This window comes from Bacillus sp. FJAT-27916 (assembly GCF_001183965.1).
Taxonomy (GTDB): domain Bacteria; phylum Bacillota; class Bacilli; order Bacillales; family Pradoshiaceae; genus Pradoshia.
Map to the genome: position 1 here is coordinate 1,314,492 of NZ_LFZV01000001.1, position 18,440 is coordinate 1,332,931.

Here is an 18,440-nt window from a genome sequence, read left to right on the forward strand (position 1 = left end):
GAAGAACTATGGCTGATAAAGGCTGTGTAAAATGCGGAAGCAGGGATGCGGGTAAGAAGGAAGTGGCGATGACAGGAACGGGGTTATCGAAGTTTCTGGACGTTCAGCATAATACGTTCATCGTCGTGTATTGTAAGAATTGTGGATATTCAGAATTCTATAATAAGCAATCCTCGAAGTCATCGAATATCATTGACTTGTTTTTCGGGTGATGAAAGCAAAAACTCACCAAGAGCTTTAAGAGGAACATTGCCTAATTTAAAAAAAATATCTATACAAGGGAGAATGTATGGAAAAACCAAAAGTGATGGTGCTTGGTACCTTTCATATGCGTTACACGGCGGATATGTTCAGGCTGGATGTAGGGGATATTGGACTTGCGGAAAGACAACGGGAGATCAGGCAAGTGATCGAACGGGTAAAAGCTTTTAAGCCTACGAAGATGGCATTCGAAGTGGTTAAGAGTGAGAATGAACGTTTAAATGAGGAGTATCAAAGCTATCAGCGGGGGGAGTTTGAACTTGGGGTTGATGAAGTCTATCAATTTGGATTTCGTATCGCTGAAGAGCTTGAGCATGACCAAGTATATGCCGTTGATTGGATGGAATCGGTTGGGAACAGAGGTATTGGACAGGTGTATGATTGGGCAAAGGAACACCAGCCCGACCTATATAAGGAGATTGAAGAAAAGTATCAGAAGCCAATCCGTGAAAAGTCAGGCTCTAAGTCCATTTATGAACTGATGAAGGAGTATAATCAAGAGAGTGAGATACAATTAGGTCATGAGTTAAACATGACTGTTGCACGAATTGGCAAAGGGGAGGAATACGTCGGGATTGATTGGCTGCGTTGGTGGTATCAGCGGAACCTGATTATTTACAAGAATCTGGCTGAACTTATAACCGCTCCTGATGACCGTGTTGTATTGCTCATAGGCAGCTCACATATTCATTTAGTTTCGCAGTTTTTGAGGGAGAGCAATCTTGTCGAAGTGGTTCCTGCAAGCTTATACTTAACTTAAAGATATGTGAATCGTTCGAAATGTTTTTATCCTATGCGGGGAAGGAGGAGAGTAGGATGGATCGCGACACATTACGTTTATTGAAATGGATTTCGGCCGGAATAGAAGCATTTTTAGGAATTCCGATTTTAGGCGGAATGATCATATTAGCCACAGGCTGGGCTCCACTTGGAATTATGTTTATTTTTCATATTATACTTGTCGTTTTCTCGACCAAGGCAGGGGAAAAAGCGGCTGGTAATATCGTTGGCATTATCACCTCGGTCGTCGGGTTTATCCCATTTTTAGGGATGATCATGCATCTAGTTACAGCCGCCGTCATTGCACTTGAGACAGCAAGCCAGAAAAAGGCGGGAGCAGAATAGCTTTGTATGTAAAAGCACGAATGTGGATGAATACATTCGTGCTTTTTTGGTTCATTGTTCTTTAGATTAGTTAGTAAGGTCTATGTCGCCAACCTCTGTTTTCAAATCAACAGCGATGCTGCCATTACCGCTCATATAGCTGCTCGATTTCTTTCCGAATATTTGAATGCTACCGATTTCTGAATTAGCACTAATATAATGGTCCTTGGGTGTTTCACTAATAGAAACCGCAATATCGCCAATCTCGTTGCTGGCGGTAATAGACGCTTTTATTGCCGGGACTTTAATGTTAATATTGCCTATCTCATTTTTTAAGACAAGTTTTCCGGCAGAATCCTTGATATTGATATCCCCAACCTCTGATTCACATTTAATAATTTCCGCATTGATGCCTGAAATGTCAATTGAGCCCACTTCAGTATCTGCAGTGATTTGCCGAAAGGTCTTTTCTGGAAGATGAATAATTAGATCGGTTGCTTGCTTGTTGAACTGGATACCAAAATTAATGCCAGCTTGATTAGGTGTTGATATTTTAAGTGTGCGCCCATCTTGTTCGATATTAATCGATTGGCCTTTCTTTGGTCCAATTGATTCAACCGTGACAGCATCCCCATCCGTTTGTTGAATCGTTAGAGAACCAAGATTACCTTTAATGTCAATTTCGTCAATGATGACGTCAGCGAAAGTCGTGGCACTCTTTTCCTGCTCTGAAGCGGAGAAGTAAGACTTTGCTGTAAGAAGGGCGCCGATACCGCCAATGGCTATTAATAGGACTCCAGTAATGAAAATCTTTTTAAACATATGATTCCCTGCCCTTCACAATGTTCATATTCCATTTGCAATAACGAATGGTCAGTCTCATGGAGAGTTTGGATAGATGGTACATCCCGATGAACAGGAGAAGACCAAGGCCGCAAGCCCCAATAGAGACGAAAACCTCAAAAAGGGAGAAATGATTGAAATCAAACAAAATCTCGGCTAATTGGATGATGGGAGCGGCAATCATGGTTATACTGGCAATCCATCCGGCAAACAGGATGCTGACGATGGCAATCATTGGGCCGACAATAAGGAGAAAATTCAAGAATCCTAGTCCAATGGTCAGGCCGATTATACGAAGAACATTAGTCATGGAGAGGTTATGTTCAGTTTTTTCGATGGAGCTATTAAGCACCAACTCTTTCGCTATTGTTTTTGGTGAACCAAGGCCTAAGGCAATCTCTTGTTCTGTTTTTCCCTCTAGCAAGCCAAGGTCGAAATACTCGGCATAATCTGCAAGAATTTCAGCCTGCTCATTTGGCGGGAGCCCGCGAAGCTGTTCAGCTAGTTCTTTCATGAATGCTTCTTTGTTCAACACTCTTCACCCTCTTTAATAATTTGATTAACACCAATATGGGATAAGTGTAGTGAACTTTTGTCTTTCTACAGTATCAATTGAATCTAAGACTAGGCAGATTTATTTCTATAATAAATCTTTAAAGAAAGTGTGAAGTTGCTATACTTAACTCATCACAATCGTGTCATAGGAAGGTGCGGACGGAAATGAAAATTAAACTAGACGATTTATCAAGCAGGGAGATGGCTGATTTAATAAGTGAACATCTCGCAGGCATGTATCTGACTTCTCCTCCTGAGAGCATCCATGCTCTTGGTCTTGAGGAACTGAGGAAACCGGATGTAACCGTATGGAGTGCCTGGGAGAATGGAGAGTTATTAGGCTGCGGAGCGTTAAAGGAGCTTGATTCCCAACATGGTGAAATCAAATCAATGCGTACGGCTGCAGCTCATTTGCGCAAAGGCACTGCAAGAGCATTGCTTGCTTTCATAATAGACGAAGCCCGTAAGCGAGGATACAGAAGGCTTTCCTTAGAGACGGGCTCGATGGAAGCCTTCTCTCCAGCCCGAAAGCTGTATGAAAGCTTTGGATTTACCTATTGTCCGCCTTTTGCCGATTATTGGGATGATCCAAATAGTGTGTTCATGACGAAGGAACTGTGAGGATATGAGGGGCTTGCAGGCTTGCGAGTTAGTGGGCATTAGCTTAATTTTTTAAATTTTTTAAATTTACAATTGACTAACAATTCCAAAAGTAGTAACCTATGTTAAGTAAATAACCAATTCACTTACCAATGAAAGGAGGGCTGTACGATGAAAAGAGTAAAACCAGTATTTATTTCAACTGATGTTCATATTCATTGTGCAGTCCTCTTGTTTCGATAAACGAGGTTAACCATTCGTTTTGAACGAAAGGCTGCACGCTGCTGTGTGAGCCCCTTGTGTTCGTTAGGATTGTAAGGGCGTGTTTTCACGTCTTTATGGATTCTTTCGGATATAAGGGCGCCTCGCCGGCACCGCTGCAGTCTTTTTTTGTTGGTTGATAAGGTTATGAATAAAAGGGAGGAATGAAGATGATGAGACGTTTATTCACGGTCAAGATTTCAAAAGAGGAATCGATGAACAGTACGTAGCCATAACAGATAGCGGAATGAAGATGAGGAGGGGATGGAATGTTTTCGGTTTTTAAGAAATTAGGATGGTTTTTTAAAGAACATTGGATACGATATACGGTTGCTATCATTCTATTGAATGTGGTGAATGTGCTTGAGGTTCTGCCGCCAATGCTGGTCGGAATGGCCATTGATGATATTGGGATGGGAACCATGACGAATGATACACTGATGACTTATATTTGGTGGATGATTGCCCTGATCGTTTCCTTATATGGTTTGACCTATATTTGGAATTATCAGCTCTTTAGCGGGGCATTTGTCCTTGAGAGAAAGCTGCGTTCGGGCTTTATGGGCCATCTTTTGAAGATGACGCCGACCTTTTACGAGAAGAATCGGACCGGCGATTTAATGGCAAGGGCGACGAATGATCTGAAATCCATTTCTGTTACCGCGGGTTACGGAATTTTGACTTTGATGGATTCATCGCTCTATATGCTGGCAATCTTGCTCACAATGGCGATTACGATCAGCTGGGAATTGACGCTTGCGGCCTTTCTGCCCCTGCCGCTTATGGCGTGGGCCGTGAATAAGGGCGGCAAGAAGATTCATGAGTATTTCACAGCTGCGCAGGATGCCTTCGGCGAGCTGAACGATAAGGTACTGGAATCGGTTGCCGGCGTCCGTGTAATTCGTGCCTATGTTCAGGAGCGGGCGGATGAGAAACGCTTTGAGGAAATGACGGAGGATGTGTATAAGAAGAACATGGATGTAGCTAAGGTGGATTCCTTCTTTGATCCGGTCATTACCTTTGTTATCGGTATCAGTTATCTGATCAGCCTTGGGTATGGGGCTAATCTCGTTTTTGCCCAGCAACTCTCTATCGGTCAGCTTGTCACATTCAATGTCTACTTGACGATGCTGATATGGCCGATGATTGCCATTGGCGAACTGATTAATATTATGCAGAGAGGGAATGCCTCGCTTGATAGGATGAATGAAACGCTCAGCTATGAGGCGGATGTCAAGAATGTGGAAGAGCCGGTTGAGGTTGAAGACCCGGCAACCGTTGCTTATGAAGATGTCCGTTTCCGTTACCCTTCCTCGAAGGTAGATAATCTCGCTGAAGTAAATGTCAATATCGGCAAGGGGGAGACCATCGGGATTGTCGGGAAAACAGGCAGCGGGAAGACGACCTTTATCAAGCAGCTGCTGCGTGAGTATCCTGCTGGTGAGGGAGTCCTTGCAATTGCGGATATCCCAATTGAGAAGCAGCCGCTTGATGGAGTGCGTGACTGGATTGGCTATGTACCGCAGGACCATGTCTTATTCTCAAAGACCATTCGGGAGAATATTCTCTTCGGTAATAAAAATGCGACAGAGGAAGAGTTCTGGAGAGCCATCCGCTTAGCTGATTTTGAGAAGGACCTAATCATGCTGCCGAATGAACTTGAAACATTAGTGGGAGAAAAGGGAATCGCGCTGTCAGGCGGTCAGAAGCAGCGAATCTCTATCGCAAGAGCATTGATTAAGAATCCGGAGATTTTGATATTGGATGATTCTTTGTCAGCGGTCGATGCGAAGACAGAGACGACCATTATTAAGAATATTCAAGAAGAACGAAGCGGGAAAACGACGATGATTACAACGCATCGCCTGTCTGCGGTACAGCATGCCGACTGGATTATTGTCCTTGATGACGGAAGGGTCATCGAAGAGGGCACTCATGAAGATTTAGTCTTGAAGGGCGGCTGGTACAAGGAACAATTTGAACGCCAGCAAGTTGAGGCGAATACGGGGGTGAGCGCATGAATGAACATCTCGAACAAACGGAATCCAGTGCGAAAACGATGAAGCGTCTGTACCGCTATGCGGTCCGCTTCAAAGGCACGATTATTCTCGCCCTCATCATGCTCTCTATTTCTGTTGCGGCTGAACTCATTGGCCCTTATATCGGGAAGAATATTATCGATAATCATATTATGGGAATAGAAGAGCCATGGGTAGAGACAGAAAAGACGGAGGATGCCGTCCAGTTTGAAGGGAAATGGTATAAGCGGGAGGCTTATCTGCAAGAGGGGGAATGGAGCGGAGAGGCAGTTTCCGTTGTCCAGACGGGAACCACCTTCCTCTTCCTGAACGAGCCGCTTAAGTTTGATGGAGAACGCTCCTATGAAGAGGGGAAATTGACTGTTACCAATGGCGGAAAGACGGCTGAATATGAAGCGGCTAAACTGTCAGGCACGGAGATTATGCAGTTTTATGAGCCGGAGATTAATCGAATCATCAAGTTGATTTTGATTTATTTCGCCATTATGGTCGTAGCCTTCTTCTTCCAATATGGGCAGAGCTATTATTTACAGAAAGCAGCCAATCGGATTATTCAATCCATGCGGATGGAGGTATTTGCTCATATTCAGCGCCTTCCAATCCGATACTTTGATAATTTGCCAGCAGGGAAGCTGGTTGCGCGTATTACGAATGACACAGAGGCTATCCGCGAACTGTATGTCAGAGTGCTCGCAAATTTCTTCTCAAGCACGGTGAACATCATTGGGATAATTATCGCCTTGTTTTTACTTAGTCCAAAGCTTGGAGCGATCACGCTCTTGGTCATCCCGATTCTCATCGTATGGACGATTGTGTTCCGTAAATTTGCGACGAAATATAACCGGGTCATCCGAGCTAGAATCAGTGATATCAATGCAATGATCAATGAATCCATCAATGGGATGACCATCATTCAGGCATTCCGGCGTGAGAAGGAGACGCAGGCAGAGTTTGAGGAGCTGAACTCAGAGCATTATATTTACCAAAGCAAAATGCAGCGCTTGAATTCTCTCTTGAACGGAAATCTTGTCGGTGCCTTCCGCGTCATTACGCTGACGCTCTTTATCTGGTACTTCGGCGGACTTGCCGCTTCGGGTGAATCTGTTGTAACGCTTGGGGTGTTGTATGCGATGGTCAATTATTTAAACAGGCTATTTCATCCTATTTCGGGGATTGTCAACCAATTCGCCAATTTTGAACAAGCGATGGTTGCCGGAGAACGTGTATTCTCTCTTCTTGACGAAAACGGAACAGATGTCGAGGATAAGCGGATAGCACGCTTGAATGGACATGTCGAATTTAAAGAAGTGTCGTTTGGTTATAAAGAAGGAGAACACGTCTTGAAGAATATTAGCTTTGAGGCGAATCAAGGTGAGACAATTGCACTTGTTGGTCATACTGGTTCCGGAAAGAGCTCCATTATGAATCTCTTATTCCGTTTCTATGATTACCAAGAAGGAGCGATTCTTCTGGATGGAAAAGAATTGAAGGATATCCCAAGGCAGACGCTGCGAGAGCATATGGGCATTGTCCTGCAGGACCCGTATCTCTTTACAGGGACAATTCTCTCCAATATCACGCTTGATGATCCGAAGATTACGAAGGAAGCAGCAGAGAAGGCTTTAAGGGATGTTGGGGCAGATCGTGTCCTTGCCAATCTTGAGCATGGCTTTGATGAGCCTGTGGTTGAGAAGGGCAGTACGTTATCCTCTGGTCAGCGCCAATTGATATCCTTTGCCAGGGCATTAGCCTTTAATCCAGCAATCCTTATCCTAGATGAAGCGACGTCGAGCATTGATACGGAAACAGAGACACTCATACAAGAGGCGATGGATGTCCTCAAAAAAGGACGGACGACCTTCATTATTGCCCATCGTCTGTCAACTATTAAGAATGCAGACCAAATCCTGGTTCTTGATAAAGGGGAGATTGTTGAGCGGGGCAGCCATGATGAACTGATGAGCTTGAAGGGCAGATATTATCAAATGTATGAGCTGCAATCAGGGAAGAGGGCTGGATAATAGATAAATAGAAAGGAGGCGCTCCTATTGAACGCCTCCTTTTTGTGCAAGTAGCATGATGAAAGATTAGAATACTCGATCTCCGTTAAAGATGGAATTCTTCACGACAACATAGTCAACGGTGCGGATTGCTTCTATTGTTTTCCCGCCGGCATAGGAGATGGAGGATTGGAGGTCCTGTTCCATTTCAATCAATGTATCCATTAGAGGACCTTTATACTCAACATACATTTTCTTGCCTTCCACATTTCGTCGTTCGCCTTTTTGGTATTCAGATGCGGATCCGAAGTATTCTTTGTAACGTTTCCCGTCTATCTCAAAGCTTTCGCCTGGTGATTCTTCATGCCCAGCAAAAAGGGAGCCAATCATAACCATTGTTGCTCCGAAACGGATGGATTTCGCGATATCACCATGTGTGCGGATACCGCCGTCAGCGATGATTGGCTTTGTTGCAGCTTTGCCGCATAGGCGAAGAGCCGCCAGCTGCCAGCCGCCTGTACCGAAGCCAGTCTTGATTTTGGTAATGCATACTTTACCTGGTCCAATGCCGACCTTGGTGGCGTCAGCACCGGCATTTTCAAGCTCTCTCACGGCTTCAGGAGTGCCGACATTTCCGGCGATGACAAAGCTCTCCGGCAAATACTTCTTGATATGCTGAATCATCTTGATCACAGAGTTCGAGTGACCATGTGCAATATCGATTGTGATGTAATCAGGAAGAAGACCATCCTTCGCGAGACACTCGATAAATTCATATTCTTCTGGTTTGACACCGACACTGATGGATGTGATCAACCCGCGGGCTTGCATCTTTTGAATGAAGGCAACACGTTTTTCCGGGTGGAATCGATGCATGATATAGAAATAGCCATTTTCGGCCAGCTTGACTGCGATGTTTTCATCGATAATGGTTTGCATGTTTGCAGGCACGACAGGGAGCTTGAAGGAATGAGCTCCAAGTGTAACGGTTGTGTCACATTCTGAACGGCTGTCAACTATGCATTTTGCGGGAATTAGCTGGATATCTTCGTAATCAAATACTTTTCTCATGTGTTTGCACCTCTATATCCGAATGAAATTATTTTGTTTTGTAATAATGTTCGTCCTTTTGTAATGTACAATACTTTCAGGCAGAAGTCAAAAGGATAATTTTTCTGTGTGGAAAGGTCTATTGTTTACTTGGGGACGAAAGACGTATAATCAGTGAGCAAGAGTAAAAAATGGAGGTGGTCAGCATGCGAAAGCAGGATACTCAAGCGTTCCATATGAAGCCTTTTATTAGCGGCGATCCTTCATATGGAGCGGCATTGTAGTACACATTTAATCGCCCAATCATAAAAGGCTCAATTCGTTATTTAACCAAAATAATGAAGGAGCGAGCCTAACATGAAATATCAATCGGCCAATAGAATTCTCCCAAAGGAACTACTTGAGGAAATTCAAAAATATATAGACGGTGACTTACTGTATATTCCCGTCAAAGAGGAAGAAAGAAAACCATGGGGCAGTTTGACCAAGGCAAAGGAATATACGAATAAAAGGAATGAGGAAATAAGGGCTTCTTATCGGCAAGGCGCAGCAATTACCGAGTTGGCTGACCAGTACAGCCTCTCCCCTTATACCATTCGTAATATACTCTATCGAAAGTAGGCACCAAGCAGGGGGCTGCGCTTAATACGGCAGCTCTCTGCAGGGTGCCAATTTCTTTTTATATGAAAGATGAATGTTTATCCAGCGAGTCAAGCATGATAAAATGGAAAAACGGAGGTGAAGGCAAGAATGAAACCGTTTATTGAAAACCACCAATACGTCTTTATTCGGGAAAAAGCAAGGCAGATTGTGCATGCGCGTCATACAGTTCATGATCGGCATGTGCAGGAAACCTTTATTGATAATAGTCAATTCTATGTGTATGAACAGTTCCAGACATTGACGGATGATCAGAGAGAGTGCCTGAACGACTTGAGTGAAATTAGAACAGAAGCAGATTATGAGAGATTCTTAAGTGAACTTGTCAAATGGAGAATTCCTTTTCCTGCTCTATCTGACGCTCAGCTGACAAAACTCTTTCGAAAGGTGAAGAAACTCCAGTATCCGCTGCTTCCGCAGGAGCAAATGGAGGAGCTTACGTATTTCGGCTGGACACATAATGAACGCAAATTTATCGTGAAAGCCGTGGATGGAAGCTTGAGGGGAATCAGCGGTCGAATCACACCTTCATCGAAACAGGGATTATGCCACTTTTGTCACAAGCAGGCTGAGGTCGGTTTATTCTCTGTAGAGAGAAAGGTTAGAGGAAAGTCGATGAATTATCAGGCATTTGCCCACTATATCTGTCAGGACAGTATGCAATGTAATCAGCACCTCGCAAATGTTGAGCGAATTGATGCGTTTATGCGGGAAGCATTAGGATTGTAAAAGAATATCGTTATTCAAAAATAATGGTGAATAGAGAAGGAAGAGAGAAGAAGAAATAAAATTTATCAGTATAAAGTGGCTAAAAAATATATTTAAATAGTTTATTTGCTCTCATACAGGGTATAGCGATTATTGTGCTTTACAATAATTGATTATAAGGAGAGCGATTGCAGCATGAAACCAATTCGTCACAAACATCCAGAAAATCAATCAGTACAGCCATCTTACCCAAATGACTGGAACGGACTATTGCAGCGTTTTTTTGATGATACGCCGTTTTCTTTGTCTAATTCCTTCTTTACTGACCCTGACAAGCTTGTTCCGGCAATGAATATTTCTGAGAAGAAAGACAGCTACTTGATTGAGCTGGAGCTTCCAGGAGTAGATCCTGAGGAAGTTGACATTGAGCTTGAAGGCAATGTGATGGTCGTAAAAGGAGAAAAGAGTGTTCGCAGCAAACATGAGGAAAAGGATACACGCATGCATGTGGAAGAACATAGCTATGGGTCCTTCTACAGAAGCTTTACCTTGCCAGGCAATATCAATGTGGACAAGATTGAAGCAGAAAGCAAAAATGGCATGCTTTATATTGATGTACCGAAAAAGGAAGTCAGCAAATCACATAAGATTAACATCATGCATAAAGAATAAAGGATAGATGACACCCGGAAACGAGATTTCCGGGTGTTATTTTTTACCGGATAAAGCGCGCTTTAATTAAATAGGCAATATCATAATCTTGGAGTTCTTTTTGTTCATTGCCTAGCTTGTGGAAAAGCTCGCTGCTTACGGAACTTATGCCGCTGTCGTCACTGGAAAATCCGATGTATCCCAACAAGAAATCTTCATTATCGGGTATGCTTTTTTCTTCTTCCAGGCTTCCCCAAACCATTCCCATCTTTTCGAACTGGTCATCCTTTGTTTGATTTTCATCTGTTTGAGCTGTCGTCATGAATTGCCCATTGTTACCAATACCAATCTGGTAAGTGAACGGCATATCTTCTTCGACGCTTCTTGGTGCGGCAAATACGATGGTTCCGCTGTCCTTAAAGGAATCCGTGCCGCTCAAGCCTGATTTATCATCGATTAATTTTCCAAAGCGATATTTTTCAACCCAGACCTTTATTTCCTTATACTGATTGGCCAATTGAAAGTCAAATACCATGGCCGTTTCCGCTGCAGTTGTCAGAATGGTATTCTCTCGATCGGAGAAGCTTTGAACACTGCTGATTGTATTATCTTTTTGTCTGCTCTTCTCCGAAGCAATGGATTCCTCACACCCGTAGAGGACCGTAGTAAGCAGCCCAACCGTCATCAAGATTTTTAGTCTTTTCATCTTTTCCCCCTTGTTTCTCTATCAATATATTTCTTTACTAATTCGATTAGTAGGAGCCTATTTCCTTTTTTTATAGAGAAATAGCTATTCTTCGATTTGGTGATTGTAAAAATAAACCATAATCTATACACTAGATTTGAGGTGATGATATGAGCAGCAGCTTTAATACAGGGGATATCCTTTTTCAATTATTCAGTTTCATTGTTTTGGCAGTTTTCATTACAGGGATTATTGCCTTTATTCGTTCTCGTAAAAGACGGAATGAGCAGCTTGAGCGCATGGAGAAGAAAATTAATGAACTAAGCGAAGAGCTGAGGAAAAAATAATTGAATTGAAAACAGGCCCATTGACCTAAAGGAATCTAGCACAAACAAGTGGAATAATTTGGTAGATAGAGTGACCATCTGATAAGAATAAGGAGGATTCTATATGCCGCTTGATCCGCAGGTCAAAGGATTTCTTGAGCAAATGGCAGAGGCTTCACTAGGGGCACCGACCATTAGCTCATTTAGCCCATCGGAATATCGGGCCATTTCCAATAGAAATATGGGGACAGGCTCAAAGCCGGAAGAGGTAAGCCGTATACAGGAGGTGCAGATTCCGGTTGAAGATGGGGAGATTATGGCGAGAATTTACACTCCAGAAGGAAACGGCCCCTATCCCGTCTTTTTGTTCTTTCACGGAGGAGGCTGGGTAATCGGCAGTGTGGATACACATGACGGTATGGCTAGAATGATTGCCAATGCCTCGGGGGCCATCGTTGTCTCAGTTGATTATCGCCTTGCTCCGGAGCATAAATTTCCAGTCGCGACGGAGGATTGCTATCATGCTCTCTTGTGGGTGGAAAAACATATTGAAGAGCATGGGGGGATGAGAGATTGTCTCATCGTCGGAGGTGACAGTGCGGGAGGGAATCTGGCTGCTGTCGTGACCTTGATGGCTAAGGAACGGAGCGGTCCGAAAATGGCTGGCCAAGTACTCATTTATCCTGCCACATCCTTTACTGTTTCAACTCCTTCCATGAAAGAGAATGCAGAGGGTTACTTTCTGACGAAGGATATGATGAATTGGTTTGCCTATCAATATCTCCGTGATGAGGACAGGACCTCACCTTATGCCTCCCCGCTGTCGGCTGGGGATTTAAGCGCTCTTCCGAAGGCCCTTGTCTTAACGGCAGAATATGACCCGCTTCGGGATGAGGGAAGGATGTATGCAGATGCACTTGCTGCCGCTGGTGTATCGGTGCAATATAAGGAATATAAAGGGATGATTCATGGCTTTGTCAGTATGGCAGACGCGCTTGACCAAGGGAAGGAAGCGATTCGTCACATAGGAGCTGCGATAAAAGGAATGGCGGCTGAGAAGGCCGGCATTGTTAAAGACTCTTAAAAATAATGGATGATTTAGATGCTTTGGGCAGAGCTGGCTTTCGGGTCAGCTTTTTATTATTTATAAACGTGAAGGCAGTGGGATCAAGATGTTGAAGTAAAAATCAAAAGGTAGTTGTTTTTTATATGAAAGGTGATGTGGATTAAGAAAAATTCAAAAAGCGAATAAATTGACATTATCTCGAATTCGAGATAAATTAAAAGTATCAATATGGGGGTGGATGATTTATGAACAAAATAAAAGGACTTCATCATGTCACAGCCATCACAAGCAGTGCAGAGAAAAATTATCAATTCTTTACGCATGTGCTTGGGATGAGGCTGATTAAGAAAACAGTCAATCAGGACGATATACAAACCTATCATTTATTCTTTGCCGATGACAAGGGCAATGCAGGGACAGATATGACATTCTTTGATTTTCCGGGGATTCCTAAAGGTTCCCATGGAACAAATGAGATTTATCGAACAGCCTTTCGGGTGCCGACAGATGAGGCGCTGGACTATTGGGTCAAGAGATTTAACCGCTTAAGGATTGAACATACAGGCATCAAGGAGCAATTTGGGAAGAAGACGCTGTCTTTTGCAGATTTTGATGATCAGCAGTACCAATTGATTTCTGATGAGCAGAATGAAGGTGTGCCAAGCGGCATCCCATGGCAAAACGGGCCCATTCCGCTCGAATATGCCATTACAGGGCTTGGACCGGTTCATATTCGAATTGCTGAATTTGATTACTTCAAGGAAGTATTAGAGAAGGTCTATCATTTCACTGAAATCGACCATGATGGGGATATCCATTTATTTGAGATGGGTGAAGGCGGAAATGGAGCACAGGTTATCGTGGAGAAGAACACATCCTTGCCATATGCGCAGCAGGGCTATGGAACGGTACATCATGCGGCCTTCAGAGTCGAGGATACAGAGGCATTGAATGAATGGATTGAACGGATGAAGCAATTCCGTCTGCCGTCTTCCGGCTATGTTGATCGCCATTTCTTTGAATCACTTTATACGAGAGTGGCTCCGCAGATTCTATTTGAGCTTGCGACTGACGGACCGGGATTTATGGGGGATGAACCATATGAGACTTTGGGAGAAAAATTATCTTTGCCGCCATTCCTTGAGCCAAAGCGTGAATATATTGAATCGGTGGTACGGCCAATTGACACTGTCAGGAGCAACCAAATGTTTGAGAAGGAATATGAATAAACGATCCGCATAAAATAAGAAAGGATTGGTGCCATAGATTGGACCAATCCTTTGTTTATTAATCTTCTTTCACATATTCTTCAAAATCTAAATCTACATTGTGAAACAGTTCATCCTCATAGATAAAGAAATCATACTTTCTAATATACGGCTCGTACAATTCTTCCATAAAATAACCTCCTTTTATTTTATGTATCTGGGTGAAGCAATCAATAAAAGGGTGGAAATCATGATTATTAGGAAGAATATATCTTGAAAATGGTACTATTTCAATGTGTTCTTGTATGCTTAGTATATAGTATCATTCATTTTATCGGATAGCAATCCTTTGATGAAAATACATACTAGAAAGGTCGGGGACCATTGAAGGACAATCATGATGATGATTTCAAGGACATGGGGTGGTTTGGGAGTTTGCTTGCGCTCGGCATGGTCGTCATTTTAGTCCTTTTGGCGATTTTGCTCGTCTTTGGCATCTTTTTCTTTGGGATCGCAGGCTTTTTCAGTCTGCTTGGCGTTACATACGAGTCGGTGAAGGCCCTTGTTTATTTTACGTTGCTGCTGCTCTTGATTGATTTCTTTATAGAGCCGCTCTCTAAACTGGTAACAGGTTTCGTGAGCAGAGGATTTCAATCCTCTAAACGGTTCATTATACGATCAATCATGATGGTAGCATTCTCCGCCCTGTCATTTTATATTGCAGATGAATGTATATTAGGGATAACCATCCCTGTAAGAACGGAATTGTTATTAGGGGTTATCTCTTATTTAATCGAGCTTGTATTTGAAGAGAGGCCGAAACGAGAGAAGAATTGAGGAATAAGGAGTCATTGGGCTCTTCATTCCTTTTTTTGTCCAGAATTCCGTGTTAGGATAGGTAGGTCTAAATGCTCTTTTTGTAGGATAAAAGTCACCTTATCGCTATACTAGGTTTAATGAGAGTTTAATGTGTCGATAGAAAAGAAAATAGTATATGGCTGATAATGAAGGAGGATGGGCATGAAGAAAGCTTCCCAACTATTAAGCTCAATTCTGTCTGCTGCAGAGGGTGTATGGTCCCAAAAGAAAAAGCAGGAAAATAGGCTAGTGTTCTCTCAATTGAGTTCAACCATTCTTCCTCAAGCGATGAGAATTAAACAAACCTACGGATTTTTTGAAAGAGAATTATATTTGATTAAAGAGCATCGAAAAAAGGAATCAGTAAAAGTAATGGATGCTTGTTCCTTAGCTGAAAGGATCCTTGATAAGATACAAGACCATGAGGCATCTGTATCTCCGCAGCTGCTCTCTGAATATTACGCCATCCGAACGCTTGAGGTGGAGCTTAAGGAACTGTATGAGGAGAAAGCTAAGGGGCAAGGAAGCTATCATATTCAACTTGCTGAGTTTGATTTGAAAAGGAAGAAGCTGATTCTTGTGAAATCCTATATGGCCTTTTTGAAGAAGGCTGCTAGAAAAGCAAATGTCCTGTACGCAAGCCTTGAGGAAACAGCCGATTTCTATCCCCCGTTCATTGATCACTTACTCGAAAATGTCTTAATAATTGAACAGACGAATAATGAGCAAAAGGTGAGACTCACTGGAAGCTCATCATGAATATCTACATAAAGAAAGGACCGAAAGAAGGCGTATCCTCTTTCGGTCCTTTGCTTATTCATAGGTAAGGAGAAGTTCGAAAATCTCCATCGTTGTCCCCGGGTAGATTCCCCTTCTTGGAATCTCGAGAAGGTTGCCTCCTGGTTTAGCCATTCCATCTTTAATCGTAAAGGCCATTTCCATCCCTAGCTCTTCTAAGATTTTGATGGTCTCACCATCATACTCACCAAACGGGTAGGCGAAGGCTGTCTTGGAGCCGACAAGCTCCATGCCAATCTCAATATCCTCAAGGACATCCTCCCTCGGCTTAGATGTTAAGAAAGCAGCTCCGCTTTCATCTCGTTCATGGAATTTGTACGTATGGCTTTCATAATCGAAGATATCTGTACTAGCCTCAATATCCTCAACACTTAAGAATTGGGCATCTGCCGGGTCATAATCTCTTGGATCTCGGTCGATATTTCCAGCAATTAAGAAAATAGATGCGCGCTGATCATATTTTTTCAGGATGGGATATGCATTGATGTAATTATCCTTGAACCCATCATCAAAGGTGATAAGCACACTTTTTTCAGGTACATCCAAATCCTCATTCATATAAGCCTGAAACTCAGCTAAGGTTAATGTTGTATAGCCCTTCTTATGTAAAAAGCGCATTTGTTCATTAAATTGTTCCTTTGTCACAATCGTACCGTATAGTTCTCCCTCTTCATTATAGTGGTTCGTTTGGAGGTCATCTGATTTAATAATACGATGATACATCAGAACTGGAACCTGTTTCGCTTTCTTCTTTTTGGTGTCATCAAAAGTCCGAATTTCATTTTTACGATCCAATTCAAGCGGCTTATCTGAAACAAATTGCAGCTTGCCATAGGCAATTGCTTCAAAGTTTTGGGCGAATAGAACACTTAGTACTGCAAAATGGACAACAAAGACAAGTATAAACGTTGTATTAAACTTTCTCTTCATATTCATCTACCTCTAGCTCGTTTTTTTGCTTTTCTGCAGAATAGGAATGACATTCTCTGAACCAGTCAATTCTTCGCTGTACGTTTGGTGCTGTTTCCCAACGCGTTGAACCTTATTCCAGCTGTTCTTATTGATGAAATAGGCGACTGTTCCAAAGGTATTAAAAATAACGCCGAGAAAACGATAACTGACAATCTCTAATGGGACGAAATAGCAAAGCCGGAGCCGGTCGCGTACCGTGAAGGCATGGCCAAGGCGGTGGGTGATGATTAAGCTCACGACACTTTGGAAAACACCAAGGCTGAAGGAAAAGAGAAAGAGCATGAGTGCAAGGACAGCGCCTGAACCGGATAAAAGAATCATGAATGGAATAATTAACGTCGGGAAAGCGGTCAATGTACCGAGCATCAATGCATCCACTAATAGAAAGACAGAAACGCCAAATCCAAATTTCCTGAAGAGTGATGTGCCATAAATCATAATGCAGTCAATAAAGGCCTTCTGCCAGCGGATTCTTTGCTTAAACAAATCCCGGAAGGTTTCCGGTCCTTCTGTATAGCAAACGGCTTCTGGAATGAAGATGATTTTCTTATCAGGATATTTGGTCTTGATCAAACGTTGAATCCTCATCGTGATGTCCATATCCTCGCCGACCGTGATACGGTACCCCTTCACTTCGAAAAGCATGCTCCGTTTAAATACCCCAAATGCGCCTGAAATGATGGCTAACGCATTAAACCTTGTCTGTGTGATCTTATACAAATAGAAATTGGCTAAATATTGCATAAATTGAAACTTCATTAAATGATTAATCGAAAACCGTGGCTTAGGATTTGTGTAATCTCCGTGAAAAGCCTGTCCGATATGAACCATACCGCCGGCAGCTACTACATCTTTATCAGTGAAAGCTTCATTAATGATGCTTAGTGAACGGACATCTAATGAGCTGTCAGCATCAAGCGTAATAATATTCTCAAAGGAGGCATATTCAATCCCTGCATTGAGGGAATCAGCCTTTCCGCCATTTTCCTTATCAATAACAAAAATGGTTGGGTAGAGTTTAGATTGATAGACTCCCCGTATCGCTTTATGCTCCAGCACATTAGCTTTATTTCTCTTGCATTCCTTCAGCTGAAGGAGAGAGTTCAAAAGTTTCATTGAGTTGTCAGATGACCCGTCATTAATAATGAACGCTTCATACTTTTGGTAATCGACATGGAGCATGGCTTGTATACAATTTTTCAGGACCGATTCTTCATTGTAGGCAGGTATTAAGACAGATATCCCTTGTTCAAAGGTATTCTCTTTGCCAGAGAAGCGTGGGCCTTTTACCGTTAGAAGCGGTATGAAAATGTATAGTGACTGAAAAGTAAAGAAGATGATATACATGATTAACGTAATGATCAATCCAATATGCATTTCCATAATGAGTCCCCTTTTGTTTCAAAATGTGTGTAAAACTTACAAACTTTTTACAATATTAAATAATGGTTACAAAATTAATAATATAGAGTCAGGTTAATTAACGTCAATGTGGCTAAAGATACAGGAGGAATGGAAGAGAATATTCGAAACTTAATGAAAAATGGTATAAAATAGGTTTTTAGACCCTTAAAAAATGGTTGCAGGCATGCATGGATGATTGGTTATTGTTAGATTTGGTTAGAGTGGAATGGGTCTAATGATATGCAAATCGAATGGGAAAACTACTCTAAATTAATTTGAGGATGATGTTATTACTTTCTTTTCATACTAATTTGTTATAGTAGTACTTTTGATTGATTGTATAGGGTGTTAATTGGTTTACAAAAACTGACATATAACAACGGCGCACATA

General features: G+C 42.4%; 20 protein-coding genes. 14 read left to right on the forward strand and 6 right to left on the reverse strand.

Translation table 11 applies throughout. The features are described 5' to 3' along the window. Window positions 1-8: 8 nt before the first annotated feature. The 3 genes from AC622_RS06220 (at window position 9) to AC622_RS06230 (ending at window position 1,386) form a co-directional block, all read left to right on the forward strand. On the forward strand, window positions 9-212 hold the full coding sequence (locus tag AC622_RS06220) for a zinc ribbon domain-containing protein (RefSeq protein ID WP_049670275.1): 204 nt from the start codon (window positions 9-11) through the stop codon (window positions 210-212). Between the two features lie 77 nt (window positions 213-289). Continuing rightward, window positions 290-1,021 (forward strand): DUF5694 domain-containing protein, encoded by a 732-nt coding sequence (locus AC622_RS06225; RefSeq protein WP_049670276.1) that lies wholly within the window; start codon window positions 290-292, stop codon window positions 1,019-1,021. 56 nt (window positions 1,022-1,077) lie between these two features. Continuing rightward, window positions 1,078-1,386 carry a hypothetical protein gene (locus tag AC622_RS06230; protein WP_049670277.1) on the forward strand — a complete coding sequence of 103 codons (309 nt, stop codon included), beginning with the start codon at window positions 1,078-1,080 and terminating at the stop codon, window positions 1,384-1,386. A gap of 66 nt (window positions 1,387-1,452) precedes the next feature. Here the strand turns inward: AC622_RS06230 and AC622_RS06235 are convergent, their stop codons facing one another. Then, the gene (locus tag AC622_RS06235; protein WP_049670278.1) at window positions 1,453-2,187 is read right to left on the reverse strand and encodes a DUF4097 family beta strand repeat-containing protein; all 735 of its coding nucleotides are present in this window, start codon (window positions 2,185-2,187) and stop codon (window positions 1,453-1,455) included. After that, entirely contained in the window at window positions 2,180-2,743 is a 564-nt protein-coding gene (locus tag AC622_RS06240; protein ID WP_049670279.1) for an HAAS signaling domain-containing protein, read from the reverse strand. Before AC622_RS06240 ends, AC622_RS06235 begins: the two co-directional genes overlap by 8 nt. Before the next feature lie 185 nt (window positions 2,744-2,928). Between AC622_RS06240 and AC622_RS06245 the strand changes: the two genes are divergently transcribed. The 3 genes from AC622_RS06245 (at window position 2,929) to AC622_RS06255 (ending at window position 7,684) form a co-directional block, all read left to right on the forward strand. Beyond that, complete coding sequence (locus AC622_RS06245; RefSeq protein ID WP_049670280.1) at window positions 2,929-3,384, forward strand: GNAT family N-acetyltransferase; 456 nt, start codon at window positions 2,929-2,931, stop codon at window positions 3,382-3,384. 509 nt (window positions 3,385-3,893) lie between these two features. Then, entirely contained in the window at window positions 3,894-5,645 is a 1,752-nt protein-coding gene (locus AC622_RS06250; protein ID WP_049670281.1) for an ABC transporter ATP-binding protein, read from the forward strand. After that, entirely contained in the window at window positions 5,642-7,684 is a 2,043-nt protein-coding gene (locus AC622_RS06255; protein WP_049670282.1) for an ABC transporter ATP-binding protein, read from the forward strand. The genes AC622_RS06250 and AC622_RS06255 overlap by 4 nt, the downstream gene beginning before the upstream one ends. Before the next feature lie 66 nt (window positions 7,685-7,750). Here the strand turns inward: AC622_RS06255 and guaC are convergent, their stop codons facing one another. Then, entirely contained in the window at window positions 7,751-8,734 is a 984-nt protein-coding gene (gene guaC, locus AC622_RS06260) for a GMP reductase (protein ID WP_049670283.1), read from the reverse strand. 336 nt (window positions 8,735-9,070) lie between these two features. Between guaC and AC622_RS06265 the strand changes: the two genes are divergently transcribed. The 3 genes from AC622_RS06265 to AC622_RS06275 all read left to right on the forward strand — a co-directional run bounded on the left by AC622_RS06265 (window position 9,071) and on the right by AC622_RS06275 (window position 10,753). Then, the gene (locus AC622_RS06265; protein WP_049670284.1) at window positions 9,071-9,334 is read left to right on the forward strand and encodes a CD3324 family protein; all 264 of its coding nucleotides are present in this window, start codon (window positions 9,071-9,073) and stop codon (window positions 9,332-9,334) included. Window positions 9,335-9,463: 129 nt separating this feature from the next. Continuing rightward, window positions 9,464-10,102, forward strand: coding sequence for a FusB/FusC family EF-G-binding protein (locus tag AC622_RS06270; protein WP_049670285.1), 639 nt, complete (start codon window positions 9,464-9,466; stop codon window positions 10,100-10,102). A gap of 174 nt (window positions 10,103-10,276) precedes the next feature. Further along, window positions 10,277-10,753, forward strand: coding sequence for an Hsp20/alpha crystallin family protein (locus tag AC622_RS06275; protein WP_049670286.1), 477 nt, complete (start codon window positions 10,277-10,279; stop codon window positions 10,751-10,753). 43 nt (window positions 10,754-10,796) lie between these two features. Here AC622_RS06275 and AC622_RS06280 read toward each other — a convergent pair whose 3' ends face one another. After that, window positions 10,797-11,438, reverse strand: coding sequence for a hypothetical protein (locus AC622_RS06280; protein ID WP_049670287.1), 642 nt, complete (start codon window positions 11,436-11,438; stop codon window positions 10,797-10,799). Between the two features lie 149 nt (window positions 11,439-11,587). Between AC622_RS06280 and AC622_RS20970 the strand changes: the two genes are divergently transcribed. From AC622_RS20970 to AC622_RS06300, 5 genes are all read left to right on the forward strand, one after another. Further along, a complete protein-coding gene (locus AC622_RS20970; protein WP_156185571.1) occupies window positions 11,588-11,764 on the forward strand; it encodes a DUF4083 domain-containing protein in 177 nt (58 codons plus the stop codon). A 103-nt stretch (window positions 11,765-11,867) separates the two neighbouring features. Next, complete coding sequence (locus tag AC622_RS06285) at window positions 11,868-12,827, forward strand: alpha/beta hydrolase (protein ID WP_082197041.1); 960 nt, start codon at window positions 11,868-11,870, stop codon at window positions 12,825-12,827. A 227-nt stretch (window positions 12,828-13,054) separates the two neighbouring features. Next, window positions 13,055-14,038, forward strand: a complete 984-nt coding sequence (locus AC622_RS06290; protein ID WP_049670288.1) for a ring-cleaving dioxygenase — start codon at window positions 13,055-13,057, stop codon at window positions 14,036-14,038. A 363-nt stretch (window positions 14,039-14,401) separates the two neighbouring features. Then, the gene (locus AC622_RS06295; RefSeq protein ID WP_049670289.1) at window positions 14,402-14,854 is read left to right on the forward strand and encodes a YrvL family regulatory protein; all 453 of its coding nucleotides are present in this window, start codon (window positions 14,402-14,404) and stop codon (window positions 14,852-14,854) included. 183 nt (window positions 14,855-15,037) lie between these two features. Continuing rightward, entirely contained in the window at window positions 15,038-15,634 is a 597-nt protein-coding gene (locus tag AC622_RS06300) for a hypothetical protein (RefSeq protein ID WP_049670290.1), read from the forward strand. Window positions 15,635-15,688: 54 nt separating this feature from the next. Here the strand turns inward: AC622_RS06300 and AC622_RS06305 are convergent, their stop codons facing one another. Together AC622_RS06305 and AC622_RS06310 are read right to left on the reverse strand one after the other, a co-directional pair. Further along, on the reverse strand, window positions 15,689-16,603 hold the full coding sequence (locus AC622_RS06305) for a polysaccharide deacetylase family protein (RefSeq protein ID WP_049670291.1): 915 nt from the start codon (window positions 16,601-16,603) through the stop codon (window positions 15,689-15,691). A gap of 12 nt (window positions 16,604-16,615) precedes the next feature. Beyond that, window positions 16,616-18,028: a glycosyltransferase gene (locus tag AC622_RS06310; RefSeq protein WP_049670292.1), complete on the reverse strand. Its 1,413-nt coding sequence runs from the start codon at window positions 18,026-18,028 to the stop codon at window positions 16,616-16,618. Window positions 18,029-18,440 lie beyond the last annotated feature (412 nt).

Bases quoted from the DNA above. Each gene is read 5' to 3' on its own strand.
- AC622_RS06220 (WP_049670275.1), top strand. From the start codon at position 9: ATGGCTGATAAAGGCTGTGTAAAATGCGGAAGCAGGGATGCGGGTAAG.
- AC622_RS06225 (WP_049670276.1), top strand. From the start codon at position 290: ATGGAAAAACCAAAAGTGATGGTGCTTGGTACCTTTCATATGCGTTAC.
- AC622_RS06230 (WP_049670277.1), top strand. From the start codon at position 1,078: ATGGATCGCGACACATTACGTTTATTGAAATGGATTTCGGCCGGAATA.
- AC622_RS06235 (WP_049670278.1), bottom strand. From the start codon at position 2,187: ATGTTTAAAAAGATTTTCATTACTGGAGTCCTATTAATAGCCATTGGC.
- AC622_RS06245 (WP_049670280.1), top strand. From the start codon at position 2,929: ATGAAAATTAAACTAGACGATTTATCAAGCAGGGAGATGGCTGATTTA.
- AC622_RS06250 (WP_049670281.1), top strand. From the start codon at position 3,894: ATGTTTTCGGTTTTTAAGAAATTAGGATGGTTTTTTAAAGAACATTGG.
- AC622_RS06255 (WP_049670282.1), top strand. From the start codon at position 5,642: ATGAATGAACATCTCGAACAAACGGAATCCAGTGCGAAAACGATGAAG.
- guaC (WP_049670283.1), bottom strand. From the start codon at position 8,734: ATGAGAAAAGTATTTGATTACGAAGATATCCAGCTAATTCCCGCAAAA.
- AC622_RS06265 (WP_049670284.1), top strand. From the start codon at position 9,071: ATGAAATATCAATCGGCCAATAGAATTCTCCCAAAGGAACTACTTGAG.
- AC622_RS06270 (WP_049670285.1), top strand. From the start codon at position 9,464: ATGAAACCGTTTATTGAAAACCACCAATACGTCTTTATTCGGGAAAAA.
- AC622_RS06275 (WP_049670286.1), top strand. From the start codon at position 10,277: ATGAAACCAATTCGTCACAAACATCCAGAAAATCAATCAGTACAGCCA.
- AC622_RS06280 (WP_049670287.1), bottom strand. From the start codon at position 11,438: ATGAAAAGACTAAAAATCTTGATGACGGTTGGGCTGCTTACTACGGTC.
- AC622_RS20970 (WP_156185571.1), top strand. From the start codon at position 11,588: ATGAGCAGCAGCTTTAATACAGGGGATATCCTTTTTCAATTATTCAGT.
- AC622_RS06285 (WP_082197041.1), top strand. From the start codon at position 11,868: ATGCCGCTTGATCCGCAGGTCAAAGGATTTCTTGAGCAAATGGCAGAG.
- AC622_RS06290 (WP_049670288.1), top strand. From the start codon at position 13,055: ATGAACAAAATAAAAGGACTTCATCATGTCACAGCCATCACAAGCAGT.
- AC622_RS06300 (WP_049670290.1), top strand. From the start codon at position 15,038: ATGAAGAAAGCTTCCCAACTATTAAGCTCAATTCTGTCTGCTGCAGAG.
- AC622_RS06305 (WP_049670291.1), bottom strand. From the start codon at position 16,603: ATGAAGAGAAAGTTTAATACAACGTTTATACTTGTCTTTGTTGTCCAT.
- AC622_RS06310 (WP_049670292.1), bottom strand. From the start codon at position 18,028: ATGGAAATGCATATTGGATTGATCATTACGTTAATCATGTATATCATC.